Source organism: Devosia sp. Root635 (assembly GCF_001427605.1).
In the GTDB taxonomy this organism is placed as follows: domain Bacteria; phylum Pseudomonadota; class Alphaproteobacteria; order Rhizobiales; family Devosiaceae; genus Devosia.
This window is the reverse complement of the sequence record NZ_LMGZ01000024.1, coordinates 120,886-140,301: the sequence shown is the minus strand read 5'-3', so window position 1 is coordinate 140,301 and position 19,416 is coordinate 120,886. Positions and strand designations below refer to the sequence as shown.

The following is a 19,416-nucleotide window of genomic DNA, read 5'->3' as shown; positions in this document are numbered from 1 at the left end:
TCGGGGCCACCATGACGTTCATCAGATATTTCATCATCACCCTGATGCTCCTCGGCGCCGCCCTCCCCGCCCACGCCCAGCTCGCCGACACCGAACTCGCCGCGCTTGTCGATGCCCTCGCGCCCGGCAGCTTCAAGGATCGCGAGGCCGCCATCGGCAATCTCGTCGCATCGGGTGACCAGCGCGCCGTGCCCGTTCTGGAAACGCTGCTCGAAGGCGAACTCTATTTCGATGAAGCCAGCGGCAAGGTCGTCTTTACCTCGGCCCCATCCGGCAAGGGCGCCATTGCCGACCCGATCACCGGCGCCGACCTGCCCGATCTGGCTGAAGGCGGCCTCGAAAAGGTCAAGGTCAACAACAACCTCCGCCGCGTCTTGCGCACCGCCATCGGCCAGATGACCCTGCTCAGCCCGATACGTGACATGCGTCTCTCGGCCGCCCAGTCCATCCTGCGCGATGCCGATCCGGCGCAACTCGACCTGCTCGATACCGCCCTCGCCGCCGAGGCCGATCCCGCCATCGGGCGCGTGATGGACCAGGCCCGCGCCGTCATCATGCTCAAGTCGCCCGACGCCTCCGTGGAAGACAAGGCCGCCGCCGTGCCGGTCGTCCAGGCCATTGGCGGCCGCGATGCCCTCAATACCCTCACCGCGGCGCTCGCCACCGCGCCCGCCGAAATCCAGCCCGCCATCAACCAGGCCATCGAGGGCCTCGCCCGCGATCGCGCCGCCTGGGACGTGGCACAAAATGTCTGGTTCGGCATCTCGCTCGGCTCGGTGCTGCTGCTCGCCGCCATCGGCCTCGCCATCACCTTCGGCGTCATGGGCGTCATCAACATGGCCCATGGCGAAATGGTCATGCTGGGCGCCTACACCACCTTCGTCGTGCAGGAAATCATCCGCCAGAATTATCCGGGCCTGTTCGACTGGTCCCTCGCCATCGCCCTGCCGCTGGCATTCCTCGTCACCGGCCTCGTCGGCGTCGCCATCGAGCGCGGCATCATCCGCTTCCTCTATGGCCGCCCCCTCGAAACCCTGCTCGCCACCTGGGGCCTGTCGCTCATCATCCAGCAGGCCGTGCAACGTATTTTCACCGCCAATATCCGCGAAGTCGGCAATCCAAGCTGGATGTCCGGTTCGTTCGAGCTGGGCGGCCTCGCCATCACCTGGAACCGCTTCTACATCGTCATCTTCGCGGCCCTGGTCTTCGCCGCGCTGCTGCTGGTGCTCAAATACACCGCCATTGGCCTGCACATGCGCGCCGTCACGCAAAACCGCCGCATGGCCTCCGCCATGGGCATCCGCACCCCGCTGGTCGATGCCATGACCTTCGGCCTCGGCTCCGGCATTGCCGGCCTCGCCGGCGTCGCCCTGAGCCAGATCGGCAATGTCTCGCCCAATCTGGGCCAGGGCTACATCATCGACAGCTTCATGGTCGTGGTCTTCGGCGGCGTCGGCAATCTGTGGGGCACCTTCGTCGGCGCCCTGACCCTGGGCATCGCCAACAAGTTCATCGAGCCCTATGCCGGCGCCGTACTAGGCAAGATCATCATCCTCGTCCTCATCATCCTCTTCATCCAGCGCCGCCCCCGCGGCCTCTTCGCACTCAAGGGAAGGTCGGTGGAAGCATGATCTCTGCTGTCGTCAATGCTTCAGTCGTCTTTCCCTCCCCCTTGAGGGGAGGGATCGAGGGAGGGGGTCGCTCAGTTGATCCCCGATGGACCCCCACCCCCAGCCCCTCCCCTCAAGGGGGAGGGGAGCCGACGGCCGGAGGAACCCCACAATGATTACGCAGGCTCTCTTCCGCGCCCTCGACCGCAAAGCCATCTGGCTCGTCGCCATCCTGCTGCTCGTCGCCATCGCCGTGCCGGCCTCCAACCTGCTGCTGCCGGACGGCAATCCTCTGCGCCTGCCCAATTATGCCGTGCCGCTTTTCGGCAAATACCTGACCTACGCCATGCTCGCCTTGGCGCTCGACCTGGTCTGGGGCTATTGCGGCATTCTCTCGCTCGGCCACGGCGCCTTCTTCGCCATCGGCGGCTATGCCATGGGCATGTATCTCATGCGCCAGATCGGCACGCGCGGCGTCTATGCCAATCCCACCCTGCCCGATTTCATGGTCTTCCTGAACTGGAAGGAGCTGCCCTGGTACTGGCTTGGCATGGACAATTTCTGGTTTGCCATGGTCATGGTCGTCCTCGTGCCCGGCCTGCTCGCCTTCGTCTTCGGCTTCCTCGCCTTCCGCAGCCGCGTCACCGGCGTCTACCTGTCCATCATCACCCAGGCCATGACCTATGCCCTGCTGCTGGCCTTCTTCCGCAACGATATGGGCTTCGGCGGCAATAACGGCCTGACCGATTTCAAGGACATCCTGGGCCAGTCGATCTCCGCTCCTGCCACCCGCGCCGCCCTGTTCGCCGCCTCCGCCATCGCCCTGGCCCTGGCGGTGCTCGCCTGCTCGCTGATCGTCAATTCCAAGCTCGGCAAGGTCATGGTCGCCGTCCGCGATGCCGAAAGCCGCACCCGCTTCCTCGGCTATCGCGTCGAATATGTGAAACTCTTCGCCTTCGTGGTCTCGGCCATCATCGCCGGTATCGCCGGCGCCCTCTATGTGCCCCAGGTCGGCATCATCAACCCCAGCGAATTCGAGCCCGCCAATTCCATCGAAGTGGTGATATGGACCGCCGTCGGCGGCCGCGGCACCATCATCGGCCCGATCATCGGCGGCATCCTGGTCAATGTGGGAAAATCCTACTTCACCGGCGCCTTCCCCGAATACTGGCTCTTCGCCCTCGGCGCGCTCTTCGTGGTCACCACGCTCTTCCTGCCCAAGGGCATTGTCGGCCTTATCGGCCAGTACCGCGCCGCCACCACCAGGCGCGAGCAGCACGCGCCGACGCCCAGGACAGTGGACGCCGAACCCCAACCCAGGCCGGCGGAGTAAGCCATGACCGACAAGACCGGCACCATGCTCTATCTCGACGGCGTCTCCGTCGCCTTCGACGGCTTCAAGGCCATCAACAACCTCTCCATCATCGTCCATCCCGCCGAAATGCTGGCCATCATCGGCCCCAATGGCGCCGGCAAGACCACGATGATGGACATTATCACCGGCAAGACCCGCCCCGATGACGGCCAGGTGCTGTTCGACGGCCGCACCGATCTCACCAAACTCGACGAAGCCGCCATCGCCAATCTCGGCATCGGCCGCAAGTTCCAGAAACCCACGGTCTTCGAAAGCCACACGGTCTGGGACAATATCGAAATGGCGCTCAAGAAGCCGCGCGGCGTCTTCTCGGCCCTGTTCTACACCGCCGACGCGGCCGATATCGCCCGCATCGAGGAAATCCTCGAAACCGTGCGCCTGCTCGGCCGCAAGGACGACTACGCCGCCAATCTCAGCCATGGCCAGAAGCAGTGGCTCGAAATCGGCATGCTCCTGGCGCAGGATCCCAAGCTCCTGCTGGTCGACGAGCCCGTCGCCGGCATGACCGACGCCGAAACGGTCGAAACCGCCAAGCTGCTCAAGCAGATCGCCAAAACTCGCTCGGTCGTCGTGGTGGAACACGACATGAGCTTCGTGCGCGAACTCGGCTCCCGCGTCACCTGCCTGGCCGAAGGCGCTGTGCTGGCGGAAGGCTCGCTGGATCAGGTCAGCGCCAATCCCGTGGTGATCGAAAGGTATCTCGGACGATGAGCACCGCCCTCTCCATCAACGCCATAGACCTGCACTACGGCGCCGCCCAGGCGCTCAAATCCGTCTCCCTCACCTGCCGGCCCGGCCGCATCACCGCGGTTCTCGGTCGCAACGGCGTCGGCAAATCCTCCACCCTGCGCGCCATTACCGGCATTAACAGCATTACTGCGGGAGAAATTCGCTTTGGCGACGAGCTCCTCAAGAAGTCCCCGCCCTACAAGCGCGCCCGCATGGGTATCGGCTACGTGCCGCAGGGCCGCGAGATTTTCTCCCTGCTCACCGTGCGCGAAAATCTCGAAACCGGCTATGCAGGCCTGCCGCGCGCCGACAAGACCATCCCGCCCTACATCCTCGAACTGTTCCCTGTGCTCAAATCCATGCTGAGCCGGCGCGGCGGCGACCTCTCGGGCGGCCAGCAGCAACAGCTCGCCATCGGGCGGGCGCTGGTCACCCGACCCAGCGTGCTGGTGCTCGACGAGCCCACCGAGGGCATCCAGCCCTCCATCATCAAGGATATCGGCCGCGCCCTGCAGTTCCTGCGCGACGAGAAGGGCATGACCATCCTGCTGGTGGAGCAGTTCCTCGATTTCTGCCGCGAGATTGCCGACGACATCTACGTCATGGATCGCGGTGAAATTCAGCATGCCGGCCCGGCCAGCGACCTCGACCTGCCCGAGGTCCGCCGCCACCTCATGGTCTAGACGACAGAACGCCCGGCAAATGCCGGGCGTTCGCAAAATATTGGGAGGTGAGTTTACTGCGGAGCGACGACAGGCTCTTCGATGAAGCCCGCTTCCAGGCAGGTCTCGAGGGTAACCTGATCGATATCGACGGCACCCAGGGTCGTGCCACCTTCTTCGGTGACCGAATCCTCGGTAGGTTCGCTCGTGTCGGTTTCGGACGTTCCGACAGCCTGGTTGGCCTCGGTCTGGAGGTCCACGCAATAGTTCTTCACGCGCTCCATGTCCGCATCGGACACTTCAGCGTTGCCGATCATGGTCTGGGCATAAGCCATACCGCTGAAGCCAAGGGCGGCGGTGAGTACTGCAGCGGATGCAATGGTTTTGATGTGCATTTTAATAGCCTTCTATAATGTCTCAATGAATGAGCATCTGCTCGCTTAGGAAACGCCCCTCCTTGACAATCGTTGCTGAAAAACCCGCGGGATCAACAAGTCGTGCACCCACCAATGCCTTGCAACGGGCTCGCGGCGTGGGTGGCGTGACCACGCTGCAACGCGATGGCGCGACCCGCCTGGCTACGCTTTACCAGGACGGCTGCGCCAAAATTCGCCTGCCCCATACCCATTCGCGGGCACTCGAGGCCGTGCTCATCAACACGGCGGGCGGCCTCACCGGCGGCGACCATATGCAGTGGTCGGCCGAGCTGGCGCCGGGCGGGCACATGGTGCTCACCACCCAGGCCTGCGAACGCATCTACCGCTCCATCGACGGCCCGGCCACGGTGGAAACCAGCCTGTCGGTCGGCGCCGGCGCCCATCTCGACTGGCTGCCCCAGGAAACCATCCTCTTCGCCGCCAGCCAGCTCGATCGCCGCATCTCGATCGACCTCGCCCACGGCGCCAGCCTTACCGCGGTGGAAGCCATTCTGCTCGGCCGCGATGCCATGGGCGAGGCTGCGCTCGATGCGCGCCTGCGCGACACCTGGCGCATCCGCCGCAACGGCCGGCTGGTCCACGCAGAGGCGACCCAGCTCGATGGCACCTTGGCCGAACGCGATGGCCTGTCGCTCCTGACCGGCAAGCGCGCCTTTGCCTCCATCCTGCATGTCGCTCCTTCCGCCGGCCAAAGCGCCGCGGCCCTCGCCCGGCTGCGCGCCCTCCTGCCCGCCGGTGACAGCAGCATCGCCGCCAGCGCCAATGGCGAACGGCTGGTGGTGCGCGCTTTGGCCCGGACCGGGCTTGCGCTGCGCCGGCTGATCGTTCCAATTCTGGCCGAACTCACCCAGGCCGGTTCGCTGCCGCGCCTCTGGCATCTCTAGGATACTGCCGATGAACCTGACCCCGCGCGAAAAAGACAAATTGCTGATATCGATGGCCGCCATCGTCGCCCGCAGGCGGCTTGAACGCGGCGTCAAGCTCAACCATCCCGAAGCCATCGCGCTCATCACCGATTTTGTGGTGGAAGGTGCCCGCGACGGCCGCCCCGTGGCCGAATTGATGGAAGCCGGCGCCCATGTTGTCAGCCGCGCCCAGGTCATGGACGGCATTGCCGAAATGATCCACGATGTGCAGGTGGAAGCCACCTTCCCCGATGGCACCAAGCTCGTCACTGTCCACGAACCCATCCGGTAAGATCATGATCCCAGGTGAAGTCATTCCAAGAACCGGCGAGATCATCCTTAATGCCGATGCGCCGCAGATCACCATCGAGGTCGCCAATACCGGCGACCGTCCCATCCAGGTCGGCTCGCACTACCACTTTTTCGAGGCCAATGCCGGCCTCAGCTTCGACCGCGACAAGGCCCGTGGCATGCGCCTCGACATAGCCGCGGGCACTGCGGTTCGGTTCGAACCGGGCCAGGCCCGCGAGGTGCGGCTGATCCCGCTGGGCGGCGATCGCATGGTTTTCGGCTTCCGCCAGCAGATCATGGGCGCTCTCTAGGGGGCCGAGGTCATGGCGCGGTCCGCGCAAATGCGCTAAGGGCGGGTCATTGCATCGATCCGGACTCGCCATGACCCAGCATCAAGACTTCAAGATTCGCCTCGCCGCTGTCCTCACGGACCTGCAGGAAAGCGGCGCAGATGATGGTGAGGCCATGTTCCTGCTGGGCAGCCTCGCGGCGGGTCTCGCCGATGACCTCAAGAGTTCCGACTGGCTCACCGCCAAACGCACCATGACGCCCCAGACGCGCGACGACGTGCTGCGCACGTTCCAGGACCAGGGCAATCTGCATCACCGCGAAGGTCGCGCCAGGCAAGCCTACGCCATCCAGTCCCTCACCATGTCGTTGATCGCCGGTTCACTGCGCGACGACCCCGAGATTGCAGCAGGCGAACCCCTGCTCGACCAGATCATCGCCGCCGCCGAAGCCAACTTCCGCCGTGCCTTTCCACGCCCCAACTGATTGCGATAACGCGCCCAGTTCGGCATCACCCTGCCCACATTTTAGGCAGGAGTAGCAAGACGATGCTTCCTGCATCGCTTTTCCTTGCACGAGCAACTTAACGGGGACAGAGTTGGGCCGACACGCCCCCAGTTCCCGGATTATCCATGCCCGCCAGCATCTCCCGCGCCACTTATGCCGACATGTATGGCCCCACCACCGGCGACCGCGTGCGGCTGGCCGATACCGAGTTGTTCATCGAGGTCGAGAAGGATTTCACCACCTATGGCGAAGAGGTGAAGTTCGGTGGCGGCAAGGTGATCCGCGACGGCATGGGCCAATCCCAGCGCACCCGCGCCGAAGGCGCCGTCGATACCGTCATCACCAATGCGCTCGTGGTCGACCACACCGGCATCTACAAGGCCGATATCGGCCTCAGGGATGGCCGCATCCATGCCATCGGCAAGGCAGGCAATCCCGATACCCAGCCCGGCGTCACCATCATCATCGGTCCCTCTACCGAGATCATCGCCGGCGAAGGCCGCATCCTCACCGCCGGTGGCATGGATGCCCATATCCACTTCATCGCACCCCAGCAGATCGAGGAAGCGCTGATGAGCGGCGTCACCACCATGCTCGGCGGCGGCACCGGCCCGGCCCATGGCACGCTGGCCACCACCTGCACCGGCGCCTGGCACATCCAGCGCATGATCGAGAGTTTCGATGCCTTCCCCATGAACCTGGCGCTGGCCGGCAAGGGCAATGCCTCCCGCCCCGCCCCGCTGGCCGAAATGATCCTGGCCGGCGCCTCCTGCCTCAAGCTGCACGAAGACTGGGGCACCACGCCCGCCGCCATCGACAATTGCCTCGCCGTCGCCGACGACTACGACGTGCAGGTGATGATCCATACCGACACTCTCAATGAGAGCGGCTTCGTCGAGGACACCATCGGCGCCTTCAAGGGCCGCACCATCCACGCCTTCCACACCGAAGGCGCCGGCGGCGGTCACGCCCCCGATATCCTCAAGGTCGCGAGCCTCCCCAACGTCATCCCGTCCTCGACCAATCCGACGCGCCCCTACACCGTGAACACCATCGCCGAGCATCTCGACATGCTGATGGTCTGCCACCACCTCTCCCCGTCCATCCCCGAAGACGTCGCCTTTGCCGAGTCGCGCATCCGCAAGGAAACCATCGCCGCCGAGGATATTCTGCACGATATGGGCGCCCTCTCGGTCATCTCGTCCGACAGCCAGGCCATGGGCCGCGTCGGGGAAGTGCTGATCCGCTGCTGGCAGACCGCCGACAAGATGAAACGCCAGCGCGGCCGGCTGCGCGAGGAAACCGGCGACAACGACAATTTCCGCGTCCAGCGCTATATCGCCAAATACACCATCAATCCCGCCATCGCCCACGGCATGAGCCGGCATATCGGCTCCGTGGAAGTGGGCAAGCGCGCCGACCTGGTCCTTTGGTCGCCCGCCTTTTTCGGCGTGAAGCCCGAAATGGTGCTGCTCGGCGGCTCCATCGCCGCCGCTCCCATGGGCGACCCCAACGCCTCCATACCTACGCCCCAGCCGATGCACTACCGGCCCATGTTCGCCTCGTTCGGCAAACTGGTGACGACCTCCTCCGTCACCTTCGTCTCCCAGGCCGCCTATGATGATGGCCTGCGCGACAAACTCGGCGTCGCCAAGCATTTGCTGCCCGTCACCAACACCCGCGGCGGCATCGGCAAGCACGCGATGATCCACAACGCGGCCACCCCCGATATATCAGTCGACCCCGAGACATACGAAGTCCACGCCGATGGCGAATTGCTCACCTGCGAACCCGCCACCATCCTGCCCATGGCGCAGCGCTATTTCCTGTTCTAGCCCCTCTGGACAGCGGCATTCGGCAGGCGCAGGCTGCCCCTGCGTCAAGGGGGCTTCATCATGATCTACGGTCTTGCGATTCTCATCGGTGTCGTTGCCGGCCTGCGGGCTATCACCCCGATTGCAGCGCTCGCCATCGGCGGCGCGCTGGGTTGGATTTATCTCGAAGGCACCACCTTCGCCTTCCTGCTTTCACCCATCGCCCTGTGGCTGTTCATCGCCATAGCCATCGGCGAGATCGTCAATGACAAGTTGGCGCGGACCCCCAGCCGCAAAGTGCCGATGCAGTTCGGCGTCCGCATCCTGGCCGGCATGTTTGCCGGGGCCGTGCTCGCAGTGGTTCCCACCGGCGAAACCGTCACTGCCCTCATCATCGGCGCCATCGCCGGCGCCGTTGGCGCGGTGGTGGGCACGCTGGTCGGCGCCACCCTGCGCACCGAACTTGCCCGCACCTTCCGCGCCGACATGCCGGCGGCCCTCGTCGAAGATGCCATCGCCATCGTCGCTGCACTGGCAATCGTCTACCTGGCCTGATCGGCATTGGTGGCCAGCGACCCAATTTCCGCCGCGCCACGGCGGCATCATGGCGCAACCCAAACGGAGGTCCCCATGACAAAGCCCATTCTTGCCGCCGTCCTCGCCACCGCCCTGCTGGCGCCCACCGCGTCCCACGCGGTGGAAACCTCCCTACAGATCCAGCTCGGCGCCCAGTCCGATTTCGAACGCCGCACCATGGTCTATGACTGCGCGACCGAGGCACCGGTTACCGTCACCTACATCAATGCGGCGCCCAATTTCCTCGCTCTGGTGCCCATCGCCGAGCAGCCCGAGCCGCTGATCTTCGTCTCCCTCATCTCGGGCTCCGGCGTGCGCTATGCCTCGGGCCAGTGGATTTGGTGGTCCAAGGGCGCCGAGGCCAGCCTCTATGACGCCACCCTTGGCGAGGATGCCGAGCCCGTGCTTGCCTGCAGCGAAGTGAACAACACGCCCTGAGCGGTTCCAGCAAACGTGGCTGCGGTTTTGCGGTTCGGAAACGCGACCACTGGAGCGACCATGGATCAGATGTCCCCCGCCGAACTCTTCCCCCATGTCCGCATCGTCATGGGCATGATTGTCGGCCTGGGCATCACCAGGCTGCTGATGACGGTCGCCGGCCTGATCCAGCATCCGCATCGCGCCCGCATATCTTCCATTCACCTGCTGTGGATCGCCTCCATCCTGGTCGAACTGGTGCTGTTCTGGTGGTGGCAGTTCGCCCTGTTCCGCCTGGAACACTGGACCTTCGCCATCACGCTATTCATCGTCCTCTACGCGGTGGCCCTGTTCCTCCTCGCCGCTTTGCTGTCGCCCGACAACATCGCCGAATACGACGGCTACGAGGATTTCTTCCTCAAGCGCCGTGTCTGGTTCTTCGGGCTTTTCGGCGCGACTTTCCTGCTCGACACCATCGATACGCTGATCAAGGGCGAGGCCTATTGGGAGCGCTTCGGGGCAGACTATTTCATCCAGGTGCCCCTCGGTCTCATCCTCTGCGCCATAGCCATCCGCTGGGCTGACCGCCGCGTCCACCTGGCCGCCGTACTGCTGCATCTGGCCTATCAGGCCTATTGGATCGGCCGGTTTTTCTATACGGTGACCTGATCGGACCCCAGCCATCCTGAGCCCCATGCTTCGCGTCGTCTCCCTGCTGCCGCCCGGCCATGGCCGCGGCCTCCCCTTCGATACCGTCACCCTTGAACACACCGAGCGCCGCCTGCGCCGCAAGCTGCTGCGCCTCAGCCATGGCGAGGAGGTGCTGGTGGATTTCCCCCAGACCGTGACGCTGGACCATGGCAGCGCCCTGGAGCTGGAAGACGGGCGCCTCGCCGGCATCATCGCCGCCGACGAACTGCTCTACGAAATCCGCGCCCGCGACACCGCCCACCTCGTCCGCCTCGCCTGGCACATCGGCAACCGCCACACCTCGGCCCAGCTCGAAGAAAGCCGCATCCTCATCAAGCGCGACCACGTCCTCAGGGCCATGCTCGAAGGCCTCGGCGCCACGGTGAGCAATGTCACCGAGCCGTTCTTCGCCGAACACGGCGCCTATCACAGCCATGGCGATGCCAACCACGCTTTGCTGGCGCGATGACCGAAAACCGCGACCTGCAAAAGCTGCTGACCTGGCTGTCCCCTGCCTTTCCCGTCGGCGCCTTCGCCTGGTCCGCCGGTCTCGAAACCGCCATCGCATCAGGCGCGGTGCATGACCGCACTACGACACAGGCCTGGATCGAGGGCATGCTGCATCACGGTGGCCTGCGCACCGACGCCATCCTCTTCGCCCACGCCCACGCTGCCGCCAACGATCCCGCCACCCTGCGCGACCTCGCCGACCTATGCCTGGCCCTGACTCCCGCCCGCGAACGCCATGACGAAACCACCATCACCGGATCGGCCTTTGCCGCCGCCGCCCGTGCCTGGCCGACTCCGGTCCTCGCCAACCTGCCCCAGCCCTGCCCCTACCCCATTGCCGTCGGCGCCATCGCCGCCGGCCATGCCATCGCGCTCGATGCGGCGCTGCTGGCCTATGTCACGTCGGCCATCCACGGCCAGGTCTCGGTCGCCGTGCGCCTCGTGCCCATCGGCCAGTCCGATGGCCTGGCCATCATCGCCGCGCTGGAGCCGGCCATAGCCTCTGCGGCCGCGCTGTGCCAGCATGCCGCACTGGACGATATTGGCGGCGTGGCCTACGCGGCCGATATTGCCCAGATGGCCCACGAAACCCTCAGCACGAGAATCTTCCGCTCATGAGCATGCTCATCGCCGCCTTCATGTTCATCGCCCTGCTCGCCGTGGCCACGGCGCATTTCCTCTGGTCCATCGGCCGCACCTGGCCTATCCGCGGCGAAAAGCTGCTGGCCCAGACGGTGGTCGGCTTCAAGGATATCGAGCGCATGCCGCCGCGCCTGGCCTCCTTCGCCGTCGCCGTGGCAACGCTGGCCGCCGGCATCATCGCCCTGGCGCTGGCCGATCACGACAGCGGCGGCCTGCCCCTGAGCCTGCTAGGCCTGCCCCTCGCCGCCATATTCCTCGCCCGCGGCATCATCGGCTACACGCCCTGGTGGGCCGAAAAAACCCCCGAGCCCAATTTCCGGCTCAACGACGCCCGCGTCTATTCCCCGCTCTGCCTGTTTCTGGGCGCCGGCTTCCTCGCCCTTGTCATCCTGAGGCTGCTATGAATTCCATGAATGGACCTTTGAGGATCGGCATTGGCGGCCCCGTCGGCTCCGGCAAGACGACTCTCTGCGAAATGCTGCTCAAGGCCATGCGCGACCGCTATTCCATGGCCGTCGTCACCAACGACATCTATACCCGCGAGGACGCCCTGATCCTCGCCCGCGCTCAGGCCATTGCCGAAGACCGCATCGTCGGCGTCGAAACCGGCGGCTGCCCCCACACGGCCATTCGCGAGGACGCCTCGCTCAATCTCGCTGCCATCGACGATCTCAACCGCAAATTCCCCGATCTCGACATCATCCTGATCGAAAGCGGCGGCGACAATCTCGCTGCCACCTTCTCGCCCGATCTGGCCGACCTGACCATCTATGTCATCTCCGTCGCCCAGGGCGAAAAAATCCCCCGCAAGGGCGGCCCCGCCATATCGAGATCGGACCTGCTGGTCATCACCCATACCGACCTGGCCCCCTATGTCGGCGCCAGCCTCGACGTGATGGAAAGCGACACGCAGAAGGTGCGCGAGGGCCGGCCCTACATCTTCACCGACCTGCTCCGCCGCGAAAGCCTCGACAAGATCATTGCCTATATCGAACGCGCCGGCGGTTTCGTGGATACGCAGGCGGCGGAATAACCGAGGCGCAGCCTCACCTCTCCCTTTGGGGGAGAGGTCGGCCGCAGGCCGGGTGAGGGGGCCTTCCCCACCTCACCCAGTAGGCACGCGGTCTATTGCAGGCTTGCCGGCCGCGAGAAGATATTGATCACATTGCCGTCCGGGTCATGGATCAGCATGGACAGGTTACGCCAGGGCATCGTGGTCGGCGGCATCACCACCCGCGTTCCCTCCGGCAGGCGCTGCGCCACGGCGGATACATCGTCCACCTGAAACTCGATCAGCGCCGACCGATTGGCGCCAGCCACAGCGGCGCCGGCGTTGAACTGGGCGATGACCGATTCATCGGAAATGGCCAGCGTTGCTCCAGTCAGGCGAAATTCGGCAAAGGGCGGCGCAGGCCGATTGGCTTGGGCGCCCGTCAGCGCCGAATAGAAATCGACCAAGGCATCGAGCTGCTTGGTAACCAGGCGGACAGAGGCAAACTGCATATTTCGGGTCTCCACTATGGAAGACCCTTGCTAGCCCGGCCTGCTGCCAGAAGCTGTCAGTGGCGCACCAGCGCCACTACCGACCGCGATGTCAGCGTCGCCGTACCCTCCGACAGCACAACACTGCTGGTATTGTCCGAGAGTATTCCCACCTGCCATTCGCCCTCCGGCAGCCGCGCCACCACCGGCTCGGTGCGCCGGTTAAACCACACCAGCACCTCGTCATCCCTATGCGTCAGGTACATGCCCAGCACCGAAGCGCCGGAATAGCCCCAGTCGCCCTCGGTCATTTCGCGGCCGTCCGGATGCAGCCAGGTGACGTCTCGAACGCCGTTCTTCTCCTGCCCGGAGAGGAAATGGTCATGCGTCAGCGCCACATGCTCCTTGCGGAATTTGTGGATCGCGGCGACGAAATCCACCAGGTCGCCATCGCCATTTTCCCAGTCCAGCCAGGTAATGTCATTGTCCTGCGCATAGGCATTGTTGTTGCCCTGCTGGGTGCGGAACATCTCGTCGCCCTGCTGCAGCAGCGGCACACCGCGCGACAGGAACAATGTCGCCAGCAGCGCCCGTACGTCGCGCTTGCGCGCCGCGTTGATGGCGGGATCGTCCGTTTCCCCCTCGGCGCCGCAATTCCACGAGGCATTGTGATTGTGCCCGTCGCGGTTGCCCTCGCCATTCGCCTCGTTATGCTTGTCGTGATAGCTGACCAGGTCGCGCAGCGTGAACCCGTCATGCACCGCCAGCAGGTTCACCCCGGCACTCGGCTTGCGCCCGGCGAAGTCGAAGATTTCGGCCGAACCGGCCACCTTGCCCGCCAGCGCGCCGATCTTGCCGTCCTCGCCGCGCCAGAATTCACGCACCTCGTCGCGATAAGTGTCGTTGTGCTCCTTGAATTCCTTGCCGAACTGCCCCAGTGCATAGCCGCCCGGGCCCGGATCCCAGGGCTCGGCGACCAGAATGCACTTGCTCAGCACCGGGTCGGCCTTGATCTTTTCCAGCATGACCGCATTGGGATTGAACCCCGGATCGCGCCCCAGCACCGTCGCCAGGTCGAAACGGAACCCTGAAACGCCCATCTCCTCGACCCAGTAGCGCAGCGAGTCGATCACCAGTCGCTGGGTGGCGGGATGGTCGCAGCGCAGCGTATTGCCGGTACCGGTATCGTTGACCAGGTGCTGCTTGCCGTCGACCTCGACGAAGCGGTAATAGGTCTTGGCATCGAGCCCCATCAGGCTCAGCATCGGCCCATTGGCGTCGCTCTCGCCGGTATGGTTGTAGACCACGTCGAGGATCACCGAGATACCGTTCTTGCGGTAGAGATCGGTCATGTTGCGCAATTCCTGCGGCCCACGCGGCGCCAGCCGTGGATCGATGGCCGAATAGGCCACCGGGTTGTAGCCCCAGGCATTGGTCAGCCCCAGCACCGGCAGGTGCCCCTCGTCGATCCAGGCCGCCGTCGGCATCAGTTGCAGCGTATCGACCCCGATATATTTCAGGTGGTCGATCACCCGCTGCGTCGTCAGGCCCGCGATGGTGCCGCGCAGCGGCCCCTGCACGCTGGGATGGCGCATCGTATAGCCGCGCACATTCATTTCGTAGAACAGCCCCGGCGCCTTCTTGCGCGGCAGGATGTTCTCGTTGCCCATATCCCCCACGATGGCCTTGGGGATCAGCGGCGCCGTATCCACCGCCTCGGCCCGATCCAGCCGCAGCCGCGGCGAACGCACGAACACCCGGTCGAGGCGTTTGGCATAGGGATCGACCAGCAGCTTCATCGGATCGAAGAAATAGCCCTGGTCCGGATCATAAGGCCCGTCGGCCCGCAACCCATAGCGCGTGCCGGCACCCAGGCCCGAAATCAGCCCGGCGCGGATATGGTCCTGGTGGACATCCAGCTCGAACCGGCCCGTTTCCTGGTCCTGCTCGTCATAGATCGACACCCAGATCTTGGTGGCGCTTTCCGAGTAAACGGCGAAATTCACACCCGCCTCGGTCACCGTGGCGCCAAGATGCGTGATACTGCCCCCATTGGGGACCAGCATGGGTTTCATTTGTCTTCCGATGCTAGGTGATGACGCTGGGTTCTTGCCGCCCGGTCCGCTGCTTGATCCCGGTGAGCTGGTCGACCAGCCCGATAAGGGGTTCAAGGGCGGTTTGGGTTTCAAGATCATGTCGTCCATCGGCGGCCTCGTAGCGCTCCAGATAGAGCCGCAACGTGGCGCCGACCGTGCCGGTTCCGCTCAACCGGACAACGATACGCGAGCCATCGGTGAAGCCGATCCTGATCCCCTGCCTGGCGCTGGTCGAGCCGTCGACCGGATCGTGATAGGTAAAGTCGTCGGCATAGGCGACCTGCAGGTCTTCCGCAAGAATTCTGCCGGCAAGCCTGGGCAATTCTCCCCGCAAGTCATCGACAAGCTTGCCGGCAATCGCCGCATCGACCTCTTCATAGTCGTGCCGTGTATAATAGTTGCGCCCATAGGTCGCCCAGTGCTCGCGCACGATCTCGTCCACGCTCTGCTTGCGCACCGCGATAATGTTGAGCCACAGCAGCACGGCCCACAGCCCGTCCTTCTCGCGCACATGGTTGCTGCCCGTCCCGGCACTTTCCTCGCCGCAGATCGTCACCCGTCCAGCATCGAGCAGATTGCCGAAAAACTTCCAACCCGTTGGCGTTTCATGCATTTCCACGCCAAGCTTCTCGGCCACCCGGTCCGCCGCCGCGCTGGTGGGCATCGACCGCGCAATCCCCGCAATGCCCGCTTTGTAGCCGGGCGCCAGATGCGCATTGGCCGCCAGCAACGCCAGCGAATCCGACGGTGTTACGAACCGGTTCTTGCCGATGATCAGGTTGCGGTCCCCGTCGCCATCCGACGCCGCCCCGAAATCGGGGCCATCGGAGGTCATCAGCAGGTCATACATGTCCTTGCAATAGACCAGGTTCGGATCGGGATGCCCGTCATTGAACGATGGCGACGGCGTGCCATTGACCACCGTCCCCTTGGGCGCACCAAGAATTTTCTCAAGGATTTCATGGGCATAAGGCCCGGTCACCGCCGACATGGCATCGAACGTCATGCGGAAACCGCCGGCGAACAGCCCCCTGATCGCCCCGAAATCGAACAGCGTCTCCATCAATGCCGCATAGTCGGCCACCGGGTCGATCACCTCGACCACCATGTCGCCCACCGTCTGCGTCCCGATCTCCCCCAGCGCCACATCCGGCGCATCCACCGTCTTGTAGCTGTCGATCACCTTGCTCCGGGCATAGACAGCCTCGGTGATCTTCTCCGGCGCCGGTCCCCCATTGCCGATATTGTACTTGATGCCGAAATCGCCTTCCGGCCCGCCCGGATTATGGCTGGCCGACAGCACCAGCCCGCCAAGCGCCTTGTAGTGCCGGATGATATTGCTCGCGGCCGGCGTCGATAGAATCCCGTTTTGCCCCACCATCACCTTGCCGAAACCATTGGCGGCAGCGATGCGGATGGCCTTCTGGATGGCCACGTCATTGTAGAACCGCCCATCCCCGCCAATGACCAGCGTCTTGCCGGCGAAATCTTCCAGGCTGTCGAAAATCGACTGCACGAAGTTCTCGACATAATTGGGCTGCGAGAACACCGTCACCCGCTTGCGCAGCCCCGACGTGCCCGGTTTCTGGTCGCCATAGGGCGTGGTCTTAATGGTCTGGATCGTCATTGGTCATCAGCCCGGTAATGTTGGCATAGAGCGCGGCATAGCGGGCGGCGCTGGTGTCCCAGGACACGTCCGATTTCATCCCCCGCCGCTGCATTTTCTTCCACACTTTGTCATCGTGGTAGAGCCGCACGGTCCTGCGAACCGCCTCGTAGAGCGCATGGGCGCTCCCCGCATCGAACACCACGCCCGTCGCCACCTCGGCCGCCAGCGCCGCCGGATTGGCGTCGATGACCGTGTCGGCCAGCCCGCCGATACGGCTCACCACCGGCACGCAGCCATAGCGCAACCCATAGAGCTGGGTCAGCCCGCAGGGCTCGAACCGCGATGGGATGACAATGGCGTCGCAACCGCCCTGCATCAGGTGGCTCAACTGTTCATTGTAGCCGGTAATGATGCTCACCTTGCCCGGATGCCGGGCCCAGGCGCTGCGGAATCCATCCTCCAGCGCCGCCTCGCCCGATCCCAGCACCGCCAGCCGTGCGCCGAGGTCGACCAGCCCGTCCACCGCCTGAAGCAGCAGGTCCATGCCCTTCTGGTCGGTCAGCCGGCTGATCACGCAGAACAGCGGCCCATCGGCGCCGTCGAGCCCGAATTTCTCCACCACGGCCAGCTTGTTGGCCTGCCGCGCCTGGATGGTATTGGCCGAATAGGTCTGCGCCAGCGCCAGGTCGGTCGCCGGGTTCCAGGCATCCACGTCGATGCCGTTGAGAATCCCCACCACCGTTTCGGCCCGTCCGTTCAGCAGCCCTTCCAGCCCCATGCCGAATTCCGGAGTACGGATTTCGTCGGCATAATTGGGGCTGACAGTGGTGACGTAGTCGGCACATTCCATGCCCGATTTGAGATAGGAAATGCCGCCATAGAACTCGACGCCACCCATCTCGAAAGCATGCGGTGGCAGCCGCAACTGGCTGAAGATTTCCGCGCCGAAAAACCCCTTGAAGGCGATGTTGTGGATGGTCATCACCGTCTTCACGTCGCTGGTCGGCCCGAACTTGATATAGGCTGGCGCCAGGCCCGCCTGCCAGTCATGGCAATGCAGCAGTTGCGGGCGATAGCCTTCCACTAGCCCATTGGCCAGTTCGGCCGCCACCCAGCCCAGGGCCGCAAAGCGCTTCCAGTTATCCGGCCAGTCCCAGCCATCCGGGCTCACATAGGGATTGCCCGGCCGGTCATAGAGAGCAGGCGCATCGATGACGATGACATCGAGCCCTTCCACCCGCGCCGCGATCAGCCTGGCCGGCACGCCGAACAGATCGTCCAGCTCCCGCACCACGCGCCCGCCGCCGAGCTTGCTCATCACCGCCGGATAGCCCGGCACCAGCGTCCGCATGGTGACGCCACGGCTGCCGAGCGCCCCCGGCAGGGCGCCCGCCACATCGGCGAGCCCCCCGGTCTTGATCAGCGGATAGACCTCGGATGCAACCGAGAGAACTTCGATCATCGGCCCGCCAGATATTTGTTGATCATCGCCTGGGTGATCAGCGTCACCCCGTCATCGGTCCGCCGGAACCACTTGGCGTCGAATTCGGGATCCTCGCCCACCACCAGCCCTTCCGGGATGTTGACGCCGCGGTCGATCACCACCTTCTTGAGCCGTGCATTCCGCCCGATATCGCAATAGGGCAGCACCACCGCCTCATCGAGTACCGAATAGGAATGCACGCGCGAGCCGGTCGAGAGCAGAGTCCGCTGCAGGTGCCCACCCGAGATGATGCAGTCGCCCGAAACCAGCGAATTGACCGCCGAGCCGCGCCGCCCGTCGAAATCGTGCACGAACTTGGCCGGCGGGGTGATTTCCGCATAGGTCCAGATCGGCCAGTCGCGGTCATAGAGATCGAGCTGCGGCTCGATGTCGGTCAGGTCGATCGAGGCCTTCCAATAGGCGTCGATCGTGCCCACGTCGCGCCAATAGGCCACGTCTTCCTTGGACGAGCGCACGCAGCTTCGCGTGAAGCGATGCGCCCAGGCCGTGCCGTTCTTGACGATATAGGGGATGATGTCCTTGCCGAAGTCGCGGCTGGAGCCCTCCGTCGCCGCGTCGCGGCGCAACTGCTCCATCAGGAACCGCGTCTCGAACACATAGATGCCCATCGACGCCAAAGCCGTGTCCGGCTTGTCCGGAATGGCCGGCGGGTCCTTGGGCTTCTCGACGAAGTCGATCACCCGGTCGCGCCCATCGACATGCATCACGCCAAAGCCAACGGCCTCCATGCGCGGCACCTCGAGGCACCCGATGGTCACGTCGGCGCCCGTATCGACGTGCTGCCGCAGCATGATTTCATAGTCCATCTTGTAGATGTGGTCGCCCGCCAGGATGACGATATAGCGCGCGCCGTAATCCTCGATAATGTCCATGTTCTGGTACACCGCGTCGGCCGTGCCGGCATACCACATGTCCTCGGCCACCCGCTGGCTGGCCGGCAGCACGTCGAAGCTTTCGTTGCGCTCGGGCCGCAGGAAATTCCATCCGCGCGACAAGTGGCGGATCAGGCTGTGCGCCTGGTATTGCGTCGCCACCGAAATACGCCTGATGCCCGAATTGATCGCATTGGAGAGCGCGAAGTCGATGATGCGGGATTTGCCGCCGAAATAGACGGCGGGCTTGGCGCGTCGGTCGGTCAGTTCCATCAGGCGCGTGCCGCGTCCTCCCGCCAGCACATAGGCCATGGCCTCGCGGGCCAGCGGCGATGGTACTCTGTAGTCTGCCATTCTTCTAACCCTCCACTACTGCCCGTTTTCCGGGACGTATCTCACT

General features: G+C 64.3%; 22 protein-coding genes. 16 read left to right on the top strand and 6 right to left on the bottom strand.

Annotated features, from left to right (window positions below; all coding sequences use genetic code 11):
- The first annotated feature begins 11 nt into the window (after positions 1 to 11).
- The 4 genes from urtB to urtE all read left to right on the top strand — a co-directional run bounded on the left by urtB (position 12) and on the right by urtE (position 4,397).
- A complete protein-coding gene (urtB, locus tag ASD80_RS18305; protein ID WP_056236227.1) occupies positions 12 to 1,631 on the top strand; it encodes an urea ABC transporter permease subunit UrtB in 1,620 nt (539 codons plus the stop codon).
- Positions 1,632 to 1,782: 151 nt separating this feature from the next.
- Positions 1,783 to 2,943, top strand: a complete 1,161-nt coding sequence (urtC, locus tag ASD80_RS18300; RefSeq protein WP_056236224.1) for an urea ABC transporter permease subunit UrtC — start codon at positions 1,783 to 1,785, stop codon at positions 2,941 to 2,943.
- Between the two features lie 3 nt (positions 2,944 to 2,946).
- The gene (gene urtD, locus ASD80_RS18295) at positions 2,947 to 3,696 is read left to right on the top strand and encodes an urea ABC transporter ATP-binding protein UrtD (RefSeq protein ID WP_056236223.1); all 750 of its coding nucleotides are present in this window, start codon (positions 2,947 to 2,949) and stop codon (positions 3,694 to 3,696) included.
- Positions 3,693 to 4,397 (top strand): urea ABC transporter ATP-binding subunit UrtE, encoded by a 705-nt coding sequence (gene urtE, locus ASD80_RS18290; RefSeq protein WP_056236221.1) that lies wholly within the window; start codon positions 3,693 to 3,695, stop codon positions 4,395 to 4,397. Before urtD ends, urtE begins: the two co-directional genes overlap by 4 nt.
- A gap of 53 nt (positions 4,398 to 4,450) precedes the next feature.
- On the opposite strand, the gene ASD80_RS18285 is transcribed toward urtE, so the two are convergent.
- Positions 4,451 to 4,771 carry a hypothetical protein gene (locus ASD80_RS18285; RefSeq protein ID WP_056236218.1) on the bottom strand — a complete coding sequence of 107 codons (321 nt, stop codon included), beginning with the start codon at positions 4,769 to 4,771 and terminating at the stop codon, positions 4,451 to 4,453.
- 146 nt (positions 4,772 to 4,917) lie between these two features.
- On the opposite strand from ASD80_RS18285, the gene ASD80_RS18280 reads away from it, so the two are divergent.
- From ASD80_RS18280 to ureG, 12 genes are all read left to right on the top strand, one after another.
- A complete protein-coding gene (locus tag ASD80_RS18280) occupies positions 4,918 to 5,697 on the top strand; it encodes an urease accessory protein UreD (protein ID WP_244489047.1) in 780 nt (259 codons plus the stop codon).
- A gap of 10 nt (positions 5,698 to 5,707) precedes the next feature.
- Positions 5,708 to 6,010, top strand: a complete 303-nt coding sequence (locus ASD80_RS18275; protein ID WP_056236216.1) for an urease subunit gamma — start codon at positions 5,708 to 5,710, stop codon at positions 6,008 to 6,010.
- 4 nt (positions 6,011 to 6,014) lie between these two features.
- Positions 6,015 to 6,320, top strand: coding sequence for an urease subunit beta (locus ASD80_RS18270; protein ID WP_056236214.1), 306 nt, complete (start codon positions 6,015 to 6,017; stop codon positions 6,318 to 6,320).
- Positions 6,321 to 6,390: 70 nt separating this feature from the next.
- Positions 6,391 to 6,783 (top strand): hypothetical protein, encoded by a 393-nt coding sequence (locus ASD80_RS18265; RefSeq protein ID WP_056236211.1) that lies wholly within the window; start codon positions 6,391 to 6,393, stop codon positions 6,781 to 6,783.
- Positions 6,784 to 6,929: 146 nt separating this feature from the next.
- Entirely contained in the window at positions 6,930 to 8,639 is a 1,710-nt protein-coding gene (ureC, locus tag ASD80_RS18260; RefSeq protein WP_056236209.1) for an urease subunit alpha, read from the top strand.
- Between the two features lie 60 nt (positions 8,640 to 8,699).
- Positions 8,700 to 9,173 (top strand): hypothetical protein, encoded by a 474-nt coding sequence (locus ASD80_RS18255; RefSeq protein ID WP_056236207.1) that lies wholly within the window; start codon positions 8,700 to 8,702, stop codon positions 9,171 to 9,173.
- Between the two features lie 75 nt (positions 9,174 to 9,248).
- On the top strand, positions 9,249 to 9,632 hold the full coding sequence (locus ASD80_RS18250; protein ID WP_056236203.1) for an MliC family protein: 384 nt from the start codon (positions 9,249 to 9,251) through the stop codon (positions 9,630 to 9,632).
- 60 nt (positions 9,633 to 9,692) lie between these two features.
- On the top strand, positions 9,693 to 10,280 hold the full coding sequence (locus ASD80_RS18245) for a hypothetical protein (RefSeq protein ID WP_056236200.1): 588 nt from the start codon (positions 9,693 to 9,695) through the stop codon (positions 10,278 to 10,280).
- Between the two features lie 25 nt (positions 10,281 to 10,305).
- A complete protein-coding gene (locus ASD80_RS18240) occupies positions 10,306 to 10,770 on the top strand; it encodes an urease accessory protein UreE (protein ID WP_056236197.1) in 465 nt (154 codons plus the stop codon).
- On the top strand, positions 10,767 to 11,429 hold the full coding sequence (locus tag ASD80_RS18235) for an urease accessory protein UreF (RefSeq protein ID WP_056236194.1): 663 nt from the start codon (positions 10,767 to 10,769) through the stop codon (positions 11,427 to 11,429). The genes ASD80_RS18240 and ASD80_RS18235 overlap by 4 nt, the downstream gene beginning before the upstream one ends.
- The gene (locus ASD80_RS18230) at positions 11,426 to 11,857 is read left to right on the top strand and encodes a DUF3995 domain-containing protein (RefSeq protein ID WP_082555424.1); all 432 of its coding nucleotides are present in this window, start codon (positions 11,426 to 11,428) and stop codon (positions 11,855 to 11,857) included. The genes ASD80_RS18235 and ASD80_RS18230 overlap by 4 nt, the downstream gene beginning before the upstream one ends.
- Entirely contained in the window at positions 11,854 to 12,486 is a 633-nt protein-coding gene (gene ureG / locus ASD80_RS18225; RefSeq protein ID WP_056236188.1) for an urease accessory protein UreG, read from the top strand. Before ASD80_RS18230 ends, ureG begins: the two co-directional genes overlap by 4 nt.
- Positions 12,487 to 12,578: 92 nt before the next feature.
- Here ureG and ASD80_RS18220 read toward each other — a convergent pair whose 3' ends face one another.
- From ASD80_RS18220 to glgC, 5 genes are read right to left on the bottom strand one after another with little or no spacing between them, the layout of a single operon-like run.
- Positions 12,579 to 12,956, bottom strand: a complete 378-nt coding sequence (locus ASD80_RS18220) for a VOC family protein (protein WP_056236185.1) — start codon at positions 12,954 to 12,956, stop codon at positions 12,579 to 12,581.
- 56 nt (positions 12,957 to 13,012) lie between these two features.
- Positions 13,013 to 15,010, bottom strand: a complete 1,998-nt coding sequence (gene glgX / locus ASD80_RS18215) for a glycogen debranching protein GlgX (RefSeq protein WP_244489046.1) — start codon at positions 15,008 to 15,010, stop codon at positions 13,013 to 13,015.
- A 13-nt stretch (positions 15,011 to 15,023) separates the two neighbouring features.
- Complete coding sequence (locus ASD80_RS18210; protein ID WP_056236180.1) at positions 15,024 to 16,658, bottom strand: alpha-D-glucose phosphate-specific phosphoglucomutase; 1,635 nt, start codon at positions 16,656 to 16,658, stop codon at positions 15,024 to 15,026.
- The gene (gene glgA / locus ASD80_RS18205; protein ID WP_056236293.1) at positions 16,639 to 18,099 is read right to left on the bottom strand and encodes a glycogen synthase GlgA; all 1,461 of its coding nucleotides are present in this window, start codon (positions 18,097 to 18,099) and stop codon (positions 16,639 to 16,641) included. The genes ASD80_RS18210 and glgA overlap by 20 nt, the downstream gene beginning before the upstream one ends.
- A complete protein-coding gene (glgC, locus tag ASD80_RS18200) occupies positions 18,099 to 19,370 on the bottom strand; it encodes a glucose-1-phosphate adenylyltransferase (protein ID WP_056236177.1) in 1,272 nt (423 codons plus the stop codon). Before glgC ends, glgA begins: the two co-directional genes overlap by 1 nt.
- Positions 19,371 to 19,416 lie beyond the last annotated feature (46 nt).

What these genes read in the sequence shown, in the direction of transcription:
- urtE (WP_056236221.1), top strand. Translation starts at nt 3,693, where the DNA reads ATGAGCACCGCCCTCTCCATCAACGCCATAGACCTGCACTACGGCGCC.
- ASD80_RS18230 (WP_082555424.1), top strand. Translation starts at nt 11,426, where the DNA reads ATGAGCATGCTCATCGCCGCCTTCATGTTCATCGCCCTGCTCGCCGTG.
- ASD80_RS18270 (WP_056236214.1), top strand. Translation starts at nt 6,015, where the DNA reads ATGATCCCAGGTGAAGTCATTCCAAGAACCGGCGAGATCATCCTTAAT.
- ASD80_RS18220 (WP_056236185.1), bottom strand. Translation starts at nt 12,956, where the DNA reads ATGCAGTTTGCCTCTGTCCGCCTGGTTACCAAGCAGCTCGATGCCTTG.
- urtD (WP_056236223.1), top strand. Translation starts at nt 2,947, where the DNA reads ATGACCGACAAGACCGGCACCATGCTCTATCTCGACGGCGTCTCCGTC.
- ureC (WP_056236209.1), top strand. Translation starts at nt 6,930, where the DNA reads ATGCCCGCCAGCATCTCCCGCGCCACTTATGCCGACATGTATGGCCCC.
- ASD80_RS18255 (WP_056236207.1), top strand. Translation starts at nt 8,700, where the DNA reads ATGATCTACGGTCTTGCGATTCTCATCGGTGTCGTTGCCGGCCTGCGG.
- ASD80_RS18275 (WP_056236216.1), top strand. Translation starts at nt 5,708, where the DNA reads ATGAACCTGACCCCGCGCGAAAAAGACAAATTGCTGATATCGATGGCC.
- glgX (WP_244489046.1), bottom strand. Translation starts at nt 15,010, where the DNA reads ATGAAACCCATGCTGGTCCCCAATGGGGGCAGTATCACGCATCTTGGC.
- urtC (WP_056236224.1), top strand. Translation starts at nt 1,783, where the DNA reads ATGATTACGCAGGCTCTCTTCCGCGCCCTCGACCGCAAAGCCATCTGG.
- ureG (WP_056236188.1), top strand. Translation starts at nt 11,854, where the DNA reads ATGAATTCCATGAATGGACCTTTGAGGATCGGCATTGGCGGCCCCGTC.
- ASD80_RS18245 (WP_056236200.1), top strand. Translation starts at nt 9,693, where the DNA reads ATGGATCAGATGTCCCCCGCCGAACTCTTCCCCCATGTCCGCATCGTC.
- ASD80_RS18265 (WP_056236211.1), top strand. Translation starts at nt 6,391, where the DNA reads ATGACCCAGCATCAAGACTTCAAGATTCGCCTCGCCGCTGTCCTCACG.
- ASD80_RS18240 (WP_056236197.1), top strand. Translation starts at nt 10,306, where the DNA reads ATGCTTCGCGTCGTCTCCCTGCTGCCGCCCGGCCATGGCCGCGGCCTC.
- ASD80_RS18235 (WP_056236194.1), top strand. Translation starts at nt 10,767, where the DNA reads ATGACCGAAAACCGCGACCTGCAAAAGCTGCTGACCTGGCTGTCCCCT.
- glgC (WP_056236177.1), bottom strand. Translation starts at nt 19,370, where the DNA reads ATGGCAGACTACAGAGTACCATCGCCGCTGGCCCGCGAGGCCATGGCC.
- urtB (WP_056236227.1), top strand. Translation starts at nt 12, where the DNA reads ATGACGTTCATCAGATATTTCATCATCACCCTGATGCTCCTCGGCGCC.
- ASD80_RS18250 (WP_056236203.1), top strand. Translation starts at nt 9,249, where the DNA reads ATGACAAAGCCCATTCTTGCCGCCGTCCTCGCCACCGCCCTGCTGGCG.
- ASD80_RS18285 (WP_056236218.1), bottom strand. Translation starts at nt 4,771, where the DNA reads ATGCACATCAAAACCATTGCATCCGCTGCAGTACTCACCGCCGCCCTT.
- ASD80_RS18210 (WP_056236180.1), bottom strand. Translation starts at nt 16,658, where the DNA reads ATGACGATCCAGACCATTAAGACCACGCCCTATGGCGACCAGAAACCG.